At 69.5% G+C, this 12,655-nt stretch carries 16 protein-coding genes and 1 tRNA gene; 11 read left to right on the top strand and 6 right to left on the bottom strand.

What is annotated here, in order from left to right; translation table 11 throughout:
* Positions 1 to 43 precede the first annotated feature (43 nt).
* The gene (locus ABDZ95_RS14380; RefSeq protein ID WP_343794661.1) at positions 44 to 1,264 is read right to left on the bottom strand and encodes a PQQ-dependent sugar dehydrogenase; all 1,221 of its coding nucleotides are present in this window, start codon (positions 1,262 to 1,264) and stop codon (positions 44 to 46) included.
* 201 nt (positions 1,265 to 1,465) lie between these two features.
* Between ABDZ95_RS14380 and ABDZ95_RS14385 the strand changes: the two genes are divergently transcribed.
* Positions 1,466 to 1,542 (top strand) — tRNA-Met (locus tag ABDZ95_RS14385).
* A gap of 5 nt (positions 1,543 to 1,547) precedes the next feature.
* On the opposite strand, the gene ABDZ95_RS14390 is transcribed toward ABDZ95_RS14385, so the two are convergent.
* Positions 1,548 to 2,594, bottom strand: a complete 1,047-nt coding sequence (locus ABDZ95_RS14390) for an NAD(P)H-dependent flavin oxidoreductase (RefSeq protein ID WP_343794662.1) — start codon at positions 2,592 to 2,594, stop codon at positions 1,548 to 1,550.
* Positions 2,595 to 2,814: 220 nt separating this feature from the next.
* On the opposite strand from ABDZ95_RS14390, the gene ABDZ95_RS14395 reads away from it, so the two are divergent.
* Positions 2,815 to 3,036: a hypothetical protein gene (locus ABDZ95_RS14395; protein ID WP_343794663.1), complete on the top strand. Its 222-nt coding sequence runs from the start codon at positions 2,815 to 2,817 to the stop codon at positions 3,034 to 3,036.
* A 125-nt stretch (positions 3,037 to 3,161) separates the two neighbouring features.
* Positions 3,162 to 3,305: a hypothetical protein gene (locus ABDZ95_RS14400; protein WP_343794664.1), complete on the top strand. Its 144-nt coding sequence runs from the start codon at positions 3,162 to 3,164 to the stop codon at positions 3,303 to 3,305.
* An 8-nt stretch (positions 3,306 to 3,313) separates the two neighbouring features.
* On the opposite strand, the gene ABDZ95_RS14405 is transcribed toward ABDZ95_RS14400, so the two are convergent.
* Positions 3,314 to 3,958, bottom strand: coding sequence for a hypothetical protein (locus ABDZ95_RS14405; protein WP_343794665.1), 645 nt, complete (start codon positions 3,956 to 3,958; stop codon positions 3,314 to 3,316).
* A 132-nt stretch (positions 3,959 to 4,090) separates the two neighbouring features.
* Between ABDZ95_RS14405 and ABDZ95_RS14410 the strand changes: the two genes are divergently transcribed.
* On the top strand, positions 4,091 to 4,393 hold the full coding sequence (locus ABDZ95_RS14410) for a hypothetical protein (RefSeq protein WP_343794666.1): 303 nt from the start codon (positions 4,091 to 4,093) through the stop codon (positions 4,391 to 4,393).
* 4 nt (positions 4,394 to 4,397) lie between these two features.
* Here the strand turns inward: ABDZ95_RS14410 and ABDZ95_RS14415 are convergent, their stop codons facing one another.
* Positions 4,398 to 5,027, bottom strand: a complete 630-nt coding sequence (locus tag ABDZ95_RS14415) for a TlpA family protein disulfide reductase (protein ID WP_343794667.1) — start codon at positions 5,025 to 5,027, stop codon at positions 4,398 to 4,400.
* Positions 5,028 to 5,088: 61 nt separating this feature from the next.
* Here ABDZ95_RS14415 and argH point away from each other — a divergent pair, with 61 nt between their 5' ends.
* The 3 genes from argH to lysA are packed head-to-tail and all read left to right on the top strand — an operon-like array spanning position 5,089 to position 8,003.
* Positions 5,089 to 6,456, top strand: coding sequence for an argininosuccinate lyase (gene argH, locus ABDZ95_RS14420; RefSeq protein WP_343794747.1), 1,368 nt, complete (start codon positions 5,089 to 5,091; stop codon positions 6,454 to 6,456).
* An 11-nt stretch (positions 6,457 to 6,467) separates the two neighbouring features.
* Complete coding sequence (locus tag ABDZ95_RS14425) at positions 6,468 to 6,704, top strand: hypothetical protein (protein WP_343794668.1); 237 nt, start codon at positions 6,468 to 6,470, stop codon at positions 6,702 to 6,704.
* Between the two features lie 18 nt (positions 6,705 to 6,722).
* Positions 6,723 to 8,003: a diaminopimelate decarboxylase gene (gene lysA, locus ABDZ95_RS14430; RefSeq protein WP_343794669.1), complete on the top strand. Its 1,281-nt coding sequence runs from the start codon at positions 6,723 to 6,725 to the stop codon at positions 8,001 to 8,003.
* 93 nt (positions 8,004 to 8,096) lie between these two features.
* On the opposite strand, the gene ABDZ95_RS14435 is transcribed toward lysA, so the two are convergent.
* The gene (locus tag ABDZ95_RS14435; protein ID WP_343794670.1) at positions 8,097 to 8,630 is read right to left on the bottom strand and encodes a phosphoribosyltransferase; all 534 of its coding nucleotides are present in this window, start codon (positions 8,628 to 8,630) and stop codon (positions 8,097 to 8,099) included.
* The gene (locus ABDZ95_RS14440; RefSeq protein WP_343794671.1) at positions 8,623 to 9,564 is read right to left on the bottom strand and encodes an MJ0042-type zinc finger domain-containing protein; all 942 of its coding nucleotides are present in this window, start codon (positions 9,562 to 9,564) and stop codon (positions 8,623 to 8,625) included. Before ABDZ95_RS14440 ends, ABDZ95_RS14435 begins: the two co-directional genes overlap by 8 nt.
* A gap of 68 nt (positions 9,565 to 9,632) precedes the next feature.
* On the opposite strand from ABDZ95_RS14440, the gene ABDZ95_RS14445 reads away from it, so the two are divergent.
* The 4 genes from ABDZ95_RS14445 to ABDZ95_RS14460 are packed head-to-tail and all read left to right on the top strand — an operon-like array spanning position 9,633 to position 12,574.
* Entirely contained in the window at positions 9,633 to 10,343 is a 711-nt protein-coding gene (locus ABDZ95_RS14445; protein ID WP_343794672.1) for a cell division ATP-binding protein FtsE, read from the top strand.
* Complete coding sequence (locus ABDZ95_RS14450) at positions 10,340 to 11,221, top strand: cell division protein FtsX (protein ID WP_343794673.1); 882 nt, start codon at positions 10,340 to 10,342, stop codon at positions 11,219 to 11,221. Before ABDZ95_RS14445 ends, ABDZ95_RS14450 begins: the two co-directional genes overlap by 4 nt.
* A gap of 8 nt (positions 11,222 to 11,229) precedes the next feature.
* Positions 11,230 to 11,856 (top strand): YdcF family protein, encoded by a 627-nt coding sequence (locus ABDZ95_RS14455; RefSeq protein WP_343794674.1) that lies wholly within the window; start codon positions 11,230 to 11,232, stop codon positions 11,854 to 11,856.
* 1 nt (position 11,857) lies between these two features.
* Positions 11,858 to 12,574: a lysophospholipid acyltransferase family protein gene (locus ABDZ95_RS14460; protein ID WP_343794675.1), complete on the top strand. Its 717-nt coding sequence runs from the start codon at positions 11,858 to 11,860 to the stop codon at positions 12,572 to 12,574.
* Positions 12,575 to 12,655 lie beyond the last annotated feature (81 nt).

Genomic DNA, 12,655 nt, shown 5'->3' on the forward strand with positions numbered 1-12,655 from the left:
CCGGCGCGCTCGCGCGCCGGGACGGAGGGGTCGATCAGTTCCTCTACCGCGCCGCCAGCCGGACCAGCTTGCCGTTTTCCTCGTCGGTGATGGCCCAGACCGAGCCGTCGGCGGCGACGGCCACGTCGCGGACCCGCTCGCCCAGATCGGTCAGCAGATACTCCTCGCCGACCACGCGGTTGTTCTCGATCACCAGACGCGAGATGCGCTTCTCCTTCAGGCCCGCGACCAGCAGGTTGCCGCGCCAGCTCGGGAACATGGCGCCGTCGTAGAAGGTCATGCCGCCCGGCGCGATGACCGGATCCCAGTAGTAATTGGGCTGTTCAGTGCCCTCGGCCGTGGTGGCGCCGGAGTTGATCGGGCCTCCGCGATACTCGATGCCGTAGGCGGCGTTCGGCCAGCCGTAGTTCAGGCCGGCGCGGTCGAGATTGATCTCGTCCCCGCCGCGGGTGCCGTGCTCATTGGTCCAGATGTCGCCGTTCGGGGCGACGGCGATGCCCTGCATGTTGCGGTGGCCGATCGACCAGATCTCCGGCAACGCGCCCTCGCGACCGACGAAGGGGTTGTCCTGTGGGACCGAGCCGTCGGCGTTGATGCGGATGGTCTTGCCCATGTGCGAGGCCAGATCCTGGGCCTGCGGCCGCATCGGCGCGTCCGAGCGGTCGCCCAGGGTGATGAACAGATGCCCCCGACGGTCAAAGGCGAGGGCCGAGCCGAAATGCTTGTCGCCGTCGTAGGTCGGCTGGGCGACGAAGATCACCTCGACGTTCTCGACCCGCGTCCCGTCGTCCGACAGGCGGCCGCGCGCCACGGCCGTGCCGTTGCCGCCTTCGCGCGGCTGGGCATAGCTCCAGTAGATCAGTCGATCCTGCGCGAAGGTCGGGCCGACGGCGACGTCCAGCAGACCGCCCTGCCCGCGCGCGGCGACGGCCGGCAAACCGGCGATCGGCTCGCCGACCTGGCCCTGGGCGGTGACAATGCGCAGGCGGCCCGGGCGCTCGGTCACCAGCCAGCGATTGTCCGGCAGCAGGGCGAGGCCCCACGGATGCTCCAGCCCCGAAGCCACGACCGAATGGGCCAGCGCCTGTTCAGTACGCACGCCCGGCGCGCGGGTCTGGCCCTCGAAGGCCGGCGCCTGGGTCGGCGCATTGGCGGGACGGGTCTCCAGCGGCTCGCCGGCGGCGGGCGCGTCCTGTCCATTGGCCCCGCAGGCGGCGGCCAGCGTCAGGGCGGATACGGTGGCGGCGAGGGCGAGCAGGCGCATGGTCGGACTCCTTCGAAACGGTCGGCCGCGAAACGGCGCAGCTATCGTTACCGTTCCCCGCTTCGCGCGTCACCGGCATGCGGCGGATCGACCCGTCGAATAGCCGCTTGATCCTCGCCCCCGACGCCTCTATAGGCACGCCTCTTCTCCGGCGGACAAACCAGTTCCCGCCGGAACTCGACTGACACGTTCGTCAAACGGGGCTGGGTAGCTCAGCTGGTTAGAGCGGTGGATTCATAACCCACAGGTCGGCGGTTCGAGCCCGCCTCCAGCCACCACTTCCTCAGATCGCCATTTCGCGCGCCAGCACCGCCACAAGCTCGGCGGCCGGGATCCCCCGGGCCAGAGGCGCGCCCTGGCCGGCCCATTGGGCGCCGAAGCCGGTCTCGCCGGCGGCCTTCGCGGCGGCGTTCAGCGCCTTTCCGCCGTCGTAGGCGATCGGATAGGCGGGGACGCTGGCATCGAGGGTTTCACCCAGTTCGGTGAAACGATTGCGCAGGCAGCGAGCGGGGCGGCCGGAGATGGCGCGGGTAATCGTCGTGTGACGGGCGGCGTCGCTAGTCAGGACGGTGCGATACGCCGCGTCGGCGGCGCTCTCCGGACAGGCGATGAAGGCCGTGCCGAGCTGGGCCGCAGCGGCGCCCAGGTCGAGGGCAGCGCGAACGCCCTGCCCGTCCATGATGCCCCCAGCCGCGATCACAGGGACATCGAGCTGACGAACCAACAGGCGGGTCAGCGCCAGCGTTCCAAGCTGTGCGTCGTCGGCGTCAGGGTCGAAGACGCCGCGGTGGCCGCCGGCCTCGTAGCCCTGGGCCACCACCGCATCCATGCCAGACTCGACGCAAAGCCGGGCTTCCTCCGGCGACGTGGCGGAGGCGATCAGCAGGCAGCCGGCCGCCTTCAGCGCCCGGACGCGCGCCTCGTCAGGCAGGCCGAAGTGGAAGCTGACGACCTGTGGCGCATGCTCGACCAGCACCCGCAGCATGGCGTCGTCGTCATTGAAGCTCTGATAGATGGTCCGGAGCGCCGGCGGCGGCTCGGCGCCGAAGGCTCGGAAGGTCGGCGCGAGGGCGTTCAGCCAGCCTGCCTCGACTTCAGCATCGGGCACGGGCGCCGCGTGGACGAACAGGTTCACGTTGAAGGGCCGGTCAGTGAGCCCCTCAAGCTCGCTGATCGTAGCGTCGGCTCCCGCCGGATCTGCCGCCCCCACGGCGATCGAGCCCAGCGCGCCGGCGTTCGAGACCGCAGCGGCCATGGCCGGCGTCGACACGCCGGCCATCGGCGCCTGAACGATCGGGACATCCAGCGAAAGGCGATCGATCAAGGTCATGGGTTGCACCTATGCGTCCGGACGACGCGCGACAACCACCAGCAAACGATACGGCAGCAGACACTCGCCATCCGCTCGACGTTGAGACATTACAGAGAGCCACAAATCGCGACAGAATAATCACATATCACTGTAATTACACGGAATATTTGATTGTGCGGATCGCACAGCCGCTTCCTCCTTGCGCGACCGACAAACCGTCGGCCTGGAGGAGACCAACATGTTCGGACCGAGAATACTCACCGTCGCTGCTGCGTTCGTCCTTATCGCCATGCCCGCGCCCGCAAAGCCGACGACCCAGATCATCCAGCGCACCCAGATCGTGGCGGCGGACGGATGCCTGTCGCGCAACGGATGCTTCTTCACCAACACCGACGCGGGAGGCTACTGGACCTGCCCCGATCCCCAGATTTTCGTGGTGTGTCTCGTCCCGCAAGGTTGAGAGACGAGGGTGCGGTCCGCCGGGCCGCACCTCCTTTCACCGCGCTGCGGTTCACGCTTCGAGAACCACCGTCATGTCAGAATGCAGACGAAATCCGGCCAGATAGCGGGATCAAGGTGCAGGTCATGAACGGTTCGAACTCCGAAACCCGACCGATCCAGAAGCGCGCCATCGACGCGCGCGCCACGTTCCGGCCCGGCACGACGACCCGGCCGTTCGGCTGGTGGGCTGCGCGGCAAGGCGCATGCGCGACGCCGGCACAGGCCTGAACGTCCCGCTACGACTCCCGCCGTTCGAGTGACAACAGCCCGTCGGAGGTCATCCGTTCGACCTCGTCCATGACCTTCTGTCGCGTGTCGTCGAAAAGTCCGGCGTAGGCGGCGCGCCCCGTCTCCATAAAAGCCGCCAGACTGGCCAATTCCGGGCGGGTCAGACGTTCGGGGCGACGGGCTCGCGTGGTCAGGCCGATCACTCCGGCGCGCTCGCCCGATCGCTTCAGCAGCACGACCGTCTCGGTTTCGCCGACGACGCGGGCGTGCGCGCCGCTGAGCTGGTTGGCGAACTCCACCACATACCCGAAGAACTTCACCCCCGCTTCGTCGAAGGCCTTTTTGGGCGTCAGGCGCGCGGACCCCCTGCGGGCGGTGAAGCAGTCGACGAACTGGACGATGGCGAAACGCAGGAGCGCGAGATCCGTGACAGGGTCGGTCGATGCTCTCGATTGAGCCCGGTCTGCCTCGAGCGAACGCATGGCGACGATCGACTGGTCCAGCGCGCCGATGATCCCGGCCAGTTCCGCCAGCTTCAGGGCGTTCGCGCTCTTCAGAAGCCGCACCTCGTCGACGCCGGGCGGCAGGCCGCGCGGCGGTGTCGCGCCGCGGCTGAGCCGGCGGTCGATCCATGCCCTCAACGCTTCTATCACGGCCCGTCTCTCGTTTCCCCCGACATCAAGGTTTCCCTGCGCCGGTGAGGGATGTCCAGCCGTCGCACCCCGCAACCGCATCGGAACGGCTGCGTTAACCGCGAAGGTTCAACGCTGGAAGGAGGCATTCCCATGCGCACCCGTATCATCACCATCGCCGCCGTCGCCGCCCTGTCGATCGGCGCCGTCGCCTGCACCCAGGCCGAGACCGAGCAGGCCGAGGCCGACGCCGCCGTGGCCGCCGATCAGGCCGGCGACGTCGCTGCACAGGCCGGTGAAGTCATCGAGTCCGGCGCCATGAAGGCCGCCCAAGCTGTCGAGAGCGGCGCAGGCGCGGCTGCAAACACGCTCGAGCAAAATCAAGCGGAGGCCGCCGCCGAAGGCCGTCCGGGCGCGGTCGACCCGGCGACGGACCAGCGCGTCCCGGCCAACTAAGGGGTCAGGCTGCAGCCGGCTCCGCCAGCAGCGCATCCACCAGGGCGCGTGCTTCGGGGCTGGCCCAGTCCGCCTCGCCAGAGAAGTGGGCGCGGATCCGCCCCTGACGGTCCAGCAGGATCGTCTGGGGCATCTTGCCCTTGCCCGGCAGTTCGAACGGCAACTGGAATTTCGGGTCGCTGTACATCGGCAGCGGCTCGTGCACGTCGATGAAGCTGGTCGCGTCGGCGATCGCATCCTCGGTCGCATCGACGTTGATCGGCAGGACCACGGCGTCGGTCCCCTGATAGGCCTGCGACAGGGCCGCCAGCGTCGGCATCTCGGTGCGGCACGGGGCGCACCACATGGCCCACAGGTTCACCACGACCACCTTGCCGCGGAAATCCTGAAGGCGCGCATCGGCGCCATCGCGGGTCTTGAAGACATAGTCGGTCGCGGCGACCAGCTCGGCCGGGGTCTCCAGTCGGGCGATCGAACCGGTGGCGAAACGGGCCAGTTCGCTTTTCGCCTCCGGCGCGGCCACGTCGCCTTTGTTTATCAGGCCGGGATTGGCGTATAGCAGCGCCGCTCCGCCGATCACGCCGATCAGCAGCACGCCCGCAGCGATGCCGAATACTGCCTTCGAGATTTTCATGCCCGACCAGACGCCTTCCGATCCCGCGACCAAAGCCGAGCAGACGGTGAAAGGTCAAGACATGTGGGGCGGCCGCTTCTCCGCGAAGCCCGCCGAAATCATGCAGGCGATCAACGTCTCCATCGGCGTGGACCAGCGCCTGTGGGCCCAGGACCTGGCGGGCTCGCGCGCGCATTGCCGCATGCTTGCGGCGAAAGGCATCATCGAACAGGCCGACGCCGACGCCATTCTGGGCGGACTGGATACGATCGAGGGCGAGATCCGATCGGGCGCATTCCCGTTCCGCGACCAGTTCGAGGACATCCACATGAATGTGGAGGCGCGCCTCAACGAGCTGATCGGCGAGCCCTCGGGCCGACTGCACACCGCGCGCAGCCGCAACGACCAGGTCACCACCGATTTCCGTCTGTGGGTCCGCGACGCCTGCGACCGGCAGATCGTCCAGCTTCAGGGCCTGCAACGCGCCCTGCTGGCCCGCGCCGAACAGCACGCCGGCGACCTGATGCCGGGCTTCACTCACCTGCAGACCGCACAGCCGGTGACGCTGGGCCACCACCTGATGGCCTATGTCGAGATGTTCGGCCGCGACGCCGGCCGCTTCGCCGACGCCCGCGCGCGGATGAACGAGAACCCGCTGGGCGCCGCGGCCCTGGCCGGGTCACCCTTCCCGATCGACCGGCACATGACGGCGAAAGAGCTGGGCTTCGACCGGCCGATGGGCAACTCGCTGGACGCCGTCTCGGATCGCGACTTCGCGCTGGAAAGCCTCGCCGCCTCCTCGATCTGCGCCGGTCACCTGTCGCGTCTGGCCGAGGAGATCGTGGTCTGGATGACGCCGATGTTCGGCTTCGTGACCCTGCCCGACGACCTGACCACCGGCTCGTCGATCATGCCGCAGAAGCGCAATCCGGACGCCGCCGAACTGGTCCGCGCCAAGACCGGCCGGATCATGGGCTCGTTCGTCGCCCTGTCGACGGTGATGAAGGGCCTGCCGCTGGCCTATTCGAAGGACATGCAGGAGGACAAACCGCCGGTGTTCGAGGCCTTCGACGCCCTGGATCTGGCGCTGGGGGCCATGACCGCCATGGTCGCCGCCCTGCAGCCGAACACGCAGCGGATGGCCGCCGCCGCCGGCGCGGGCTTCTCGACCGCTACCGATCTGGCCGACTGGCTGGTGCGCGAACTCAATCTGCCCTTCCGCAAGGCGCACCATGTGACGGGCGCGGCGGTGAAGAAGGCCGAGGCGCTGGGCGTGGATTTGTCGCAACTGCCGCTGGCGGAACTGCAGGCCCTCGACGCCCGCGTCACCGAGGCTGTTTACAAGGTGCTCACGCCTGAGGCCTCCTGCGCCAGTCGCCAGAGCTTCGGCGGCACAGCGCCGGATCAGGTCCGCGCGCGTATCGCCGACTGGAAGACGCGTCTCGCGTAAGGGGATTTGGGATGAAAAAGCTGATTGTGCTGGGCGCGCTCGCCCTGATCGCCGCCTCCACGGCCGCCTGCGGTCGCATGGCCGACCTCGACGCCCCGCCAGCGCGCCAGACCGAGCGCGGCATGCGCCCGGGCAATGCGCCGGGTCTGCCCGAGCCGAGCACGGTCAACCGCCCGAACCGCACCCAGCCCATCGACGGCGGTCCGTCGTCCAACCCCTATGACGGCCCCGGCAACCGCCCGGGCTGATCCTCCCCGGATCCTTCAGTGAACCATTTCGACCTGATCGACGGCGCGCTCCACGCAGAGCGCGTGTCGCTCGAGCGCATCGCGACGACCGTCGGCACGCCGACCTATGTCTATTCCAGCGCGACCCTGACCCGGCACTACAGCCTGCTGCGGCAGGCGGTGGACCGGCATCCAAAGCAGTTGGGCGCCGGCGCGCTGATCGCCTTTGCGGTCAAGGCCAACTCCAACCTGTCGGTGCTGGCGACGCTGGCGAAGCTGGGCTGCGGCGCCGATACGGTGTCCGAGGGCGAGATCCGTCGCGCGCTGGCCTCCGACATTCCCGGTGACCGGATCATCTTCTCGGGCGTGGGCAAGACCGACGCCGAACTGGCCTTCGCCATCGACGTCGGCGTGCGCCAGATCAACATCGAGAGCGGCGCGGAGCTGGACCGGCTGATCGCCGTGGCCGCCGCCAAGGGCGTCGCGCCGGCCATCGCCATCCGGGTCAATCCGAAGATCGGCGCCGGGGGCCACGCCCGCATCACGACCGGCGGCGAGACCGACAAATTCGGCGTGCCGATCGAGGAGGCCATCCCCCTCTACGCCCGCGCCATCGCCTCGCCCCATCTGACCCCGGTCGGGCTGGCCTGCCACATCGGCAGCCAGATCACCGCTCTGGAGCCGATGGAGGCCGCCTTCCGCACCGTGCGTCAGGTCGCCGAAACCCTGCGCGGGCAAGGGCACCCGGTCGAGCGTCTGGACCTCGGCGGCGGCCTGGGCGTGCCCTATCACGGCCAGACGGACCTGCCGTCGATCGACGACTATGTCGCCATGTGCGCCCGCGTGCTGGACGGTCTGGACGTCGAGGCGGCCTTCGAGCCCGGCCGCCTGCTGGCCGCCAACGCCGGCGTGCTGTTGAGCCGCGTCATCCAGGTGAACCAGCGCGCCGACGGCCGCCGCTTCCTCGTGCTGGACGCCGGCATGAACGACCTGATGCGCCCGGCGCTGTACGAGGCCTTCCACGACCTTGTGCCCGTGACGCCCCGTGAGGGCGAGATGGGTCCCTACGATCTCGTCGGCCCTATCTGCGAGTCCACCGACATCTTTGCCCGAGATCGTCAGTTGCCGCCCTTGCGGGCCGGCGATCTGGTCGCCTTCCTCAGCGCGGGAGCCTACGGCGCGGTCCTGTCGAGCGAGTACAACTCCCGCCCGCTGGTGGCCGAGGTTCTGGTCGACGGCGACCGCTGGGCGGTGGTCCGGCCGCGTCCGTCCTACGACGAGATGTGGGCGCGGGAGCCCAAGGCAGAATGGTTGGAGTGACGAGTGCTGGTGAGCGAGTGGTGAGCGGTCTTGGCCTCACCGCTTAATCGCTACAGCTCACTTCTTGCTCACCAGCACTCTTCACCGGACAGCTCAGTCCAGCGCGCAAACGTCCGGCAGCCCGCGCAGCGCGCCCGCGTGGTCCAGCCCGTAGCCGACGAGGAAGCGGTTCGGGGCGTCCCAGCCGACGAAGTCCGGCTCAGGCGCTCGGGGCAGCGGCCAAGGCTTCTTGGCGAAGACGACGGTCAGGACCTCCGACGCGCCCTTTTCCTTGGCGATCCGAACCGCCTCGGCCAGCGACAGGCCGGTGTCGAAGACGTCGTCGATGATCAGGACGCGGCGGCCCTCGATCGGGCGCTGGAAGTCGGCATAAATGTCGATCTTGCCGCGGCTGGACTGTTCGTCGCCGTAGGAGGCGAGCCACAGGGCGTCGAAGCGGACGTTGCGGCCGATGCGCGACAGGGCCCGCGTCAGGTCGGCGGCGAACCACAGGCCGCCGGTCAGCAGGACCGCGGCGACGGTCTCGTCGTCGATGACGGGCGCGATCTGCGCGGCGAGGTCGGCGACGATGCGCTGGACCTCGGATTCGGGAAGCAGGACGGTGGGCGTGGGAGTCGCGTCAGCCATGTCCCGCCGATACAGCGGCGGGGGCGTGCGAGTCTACGGGCACGGCGTCGATCGGCGTCAGGCTGACCGGCGTGACCGGACCGGGCGCGATGGCCGGGCGCAGCCCGTCAGACGCCTGAACCGTGGCGGCCGGCGCATGCACGGCGGCGGCGGGGGCGTGGTCCGCGGCCGGCGGTACGCGACGGGCTGGGGCGGGGTCGTGATGCAAGGGAGCATGAGCGGCTGCGGCGTCCAGCACGAAGTCGACGCCGATGCCCTGCCCGCGCGCGCCCGGGTCCGGGATTACGGTGGCGAAGCCCTGCACCTTGCCCGGCAGCACAGGAGCGGCGTCGATACGCACCACTGCATGGCCGATCTCGGCGCCATGTGAGTCCAGCAGGGCGACGCGCACCGGCGGGGCGATCCGCTCATTGTCGCGCACGTTCCGCAGGGCGCCGGAAACCAGCACCTTGCCCGGATCGTTGGGCAGCGGGCGGGCGGTGATGGCCTCGAAATCCAGTCCGGTCGGGTTCACCGTCAGGCCGACAGCAGCATAGGCGGCGGCTGTACGCGGCGCCATCTCGACCACCTCGACCCGGAACAGCCACGCGGCGCCGATCAGGGCGGCGAAGCCCGAGGCGATGCCCGCCCAGACCACGCCGTGCGTCGCCGCGCGACGGATGCGGCGCTGTTGCTCGGCGCGAGCGCGGAAGGCCTTGGGCAGTTCCGGGGCCGGGGTCTCGGCGAGTGATTCGGCGACGACCGGTTCGTCCTTCACGGCGGCGAAGCTGGTCGGCTCGGCCGGCGCGGCGGTGGCCGACAGTTCCAGCGGCTCATCCAGCGTCGCACGCCAGGTGTGCTGGCACGACTTGCACCGCACGGTGCGGCCGCCGGGACCGATCGCCTCATCGGGGGTGAAATAGCTGGTGGCGCAGGACGGGCAGGTCAGTATCATGTCGCTGACTGCGAGGCTCTTCGCCCCCTCCCGTCGCGGCGTTCGCGCCGCGTCCTGACCCAAAAACAATGCCGACCTCGACCCGCCGCGCCGCCGATGCCGCCTCCGTGCCCGACACCGTCCGCCTTCAGGGCGTGGGTTTCGGCTATGCGGAAACGACTCGCGTACTGCGGGACGTTAACCTCACATTGCCCGCGGGCTCTTTCCACTTTCTTACCGGGCCGTCCGGAGCCGGGAAGTCGACGCTGCTGAAGCTGCTGACGCTGGCCGAACGGCCACAGTCGGGCACTGTCGAGGTGTTCGGCGAGGACGCCGGATCGGCGCCGCGCTCGGCCATCCCGCATTTCCGCCGCCGGATGGGGCTGATCTTTCAGGATTTCCGCCTGCTGGACCACCTGACCGCCTACGACAACGTTGGCCTCCCGTTGCGTCTGGCCGGGGTGAAGGACGAGGTCTGGGGGCCGGACGCCGAGGAAATGCTGACCTGGGTCGGGCTGGGCCAGAAGATGGACGTTCACCCGCCCGCCCTGTCCGGCGGGGAGAAACAGCGCCTCGCCATCGCCCGCGCCGTGGTGACCCGCCCCGACCTGATTCTGGCCGACGAACCGACCGGCAGCGTCGACGCCCGCATGGGGGAGCGGCTGTTGAAGCTGTTTCAGGCGCTGAACAAGCTGGGCTCCACCGTGCTGATCGCCAGCCACGACGAGGCGCTGGCCGAGCGGTCCGGCGCACGCGTCCTGCGGCTCGAGGGCGGACGCTTGACCGGAGGCGAGGCATGATCGGCCGTCTGCTGAACCGTCGCGATCCAATCCTGCCGCGCGAGGCCGGGGGCGAACCCTGGCTGGCGGCGGTGATCGCCGTCCTGTGCTTCCTCGCCTGCCTGTCGGCCGTCGGTGCCCTGTCGGCGGACCGCGCGGCCCACGGCTGGGCGCGCTCGCTACGGGCCGAGGCGACCGTGCAGGTCCGTCCCCGCGTGGGCGAGACCGGGGCCGCTGCCGCCGCTCGCGCCGCCGAGACCCTAAGCGGGGTCACCGGCGTGGCCGAGGCCGAGGTGCTGGACCGCAAGAAGGCCGAGGCCCTGCTGCGGCCGTGGATCGGCGACGCCGTCCTGCCCGACCTGCCCCTGCCCTGGCTGGTGACCGTGCGGCTGGACCGAGACCAGCCGGCCAGCGCGGTCAGCCTCAGCCGCGCGCTTGCCACCGCCGGGGTGGACGCCACCGTCGATGACCACAGCCTGTGGCGCGGCGAGGTGGAGCGCTCCGCCGGGCTGATCACCGCCCTGGCCATCGCCGCCTTCCTGCTGACCGGCGGAGCGGCGGGCGCGGCCGTCGTCTATGCAACGCGGGCCGGGATGGCGGCGCAGGGCACCGTGATCGAGACCCTGAGCCTCAACGGCGCCTCCGACAGTCGGATCGCAGGCCTGTACCAGCGCCGCCATGCCCTGCTGGCTGCCGGAGGCGGAGCGGCGGGCGCGGTGGCGGCGATGGGGCTGGTCGCCCTGCTGCGCTTCCTTGGCGGATCGGACGGGGTGACGCCCGCCCTGCCTGTGGCGTGGACGGACGTTCTGATCCTCTCGCCTTGCCCCCTGATCGTCGCTACGGTGGCGCTTGTTGCGGCGCGCTTCACGGCGCTGGCGCGGCTCAAGGGGCGTGATTAGATAAGACCATGAAGTTTTTGACCTTCATCGCCATTCTGGCGCTGATCTGGGTGATCGGTCTGTTCGTGTTCGCGGACCGGGTGCGCGGCTACGCGCCGTCGCAGGAGCCCGCGCGCGCCGACGCCATCGTCGCCCTGACCGGCCCCTCGCCCGAGCGGGTCAACGCCGCCATCCGCCTGCTGGAGCAGGACAAGGGCGAACGCCTGCTGATCTCGGGCGTGAACCGCGAGGTCCGCCGTCAGGAGCTACGCGCCCTGACCCCCGGCTCCAGCCGCCTGTTCAACTGCTGCGTCGACCTGGGCTTCGAGGCGATGGACACCATCGGCAATGCGCAGGAGATTGCGGCCTGGGCGAAGGCGAAGAACTACGACAGCCTGATCGTGGTCACTTCGGACTATCACATGCCCCGCGCCCTGACCGAGATCCGGGCCGCTGCGCCGGGCGTCGCGCTGACCCCCTATGCGGTCGAGACGCCGTCGCTGGACGACTCGCGCTGGTGGCGCGCCGCCGTGACCGCGCGGCGGATGACGCTGGAGTATGTGAAATACCTGGCCGCCCTCGGCCGCGCGGCGCTTAACCGCTTCTCGGACGACGCTCCGGCCGCCGCCGATGCGGCGCAGGAAAAGGCCGCCTGACGTGACCACCGTCCGCTCCCTGCTGTTCGTCGTCTGGCTCTACCTGTCGATGGCTCTGTTCGCCGTCGGCCTGTCGCCCGCGTTGTTGCTGCCCTACCGCCCGGCCATGTGGGTGATCCGGGGCTGGTCGAAATTCGTTCTGTTCGGTCTGCGATGGATCGCCGGGGTGAAGGTCGAGTTCCGGGGGCTCGAACATCGTCCCGAGGGCGCGACCCTGATGGCCGGCAAGCATCAGGGCATGCTGGACGTCATCGCCCCCTTCGCGGTCCTGCCGGACAACTGCTTCATCATGAAGAAGGAGCTGATGCCCCTGCCCTTCTTCGGCTGGTTCGCCTGGAAGACGAAGATGATCGCCGTCGACCGTTCCGCCCATGCCAAGGCGCTGAAGGACATGGTGAAACAGGCCCGAGCCCGCCACGCCGAGGGCCGTCAGATCCTGATCTTCCCGGAAGGCACCCGCGCCGAGGTCGGCGCCGCGCCGGACTACAAGCCCGGCATCGCCGCCCTGTATCGGGACCTCGACGTCCCCTGCACCCCGATCGCCACCAACTCGGGCGTCCACTGGCCTGCCCACGGCTTCCGGCGCTATCCGGGCACGGTGGTGTTTGAATTCCTGCCGGCCATCCCCGCCGGCCTGAAGCGCGCCGAGTTCATGACGGTGCTGGAAGAGCGGATCGAGACGGCGTCGACGGCGTTGCTGTCGCCTCGCCAAGCCTGACGTGATCTTCGCGCGTCGCTTGCGCCGAATGTAATCCGAGAGGGAGCCGGTCGCGTATCCGGGCATTCCCGATGCGCAGTT

This window comes from Brevundimonas kwangchunensis, from assembly GCF_039523815.1.
GTDB classification, from domain to species: domain Bacteria; phylum Pseudomonadota; class Alphaproteobacteria; order Caulobacterales; family Caulobacteraceae; genus Brevundimonas; species Brevundimonas kwangchunensis.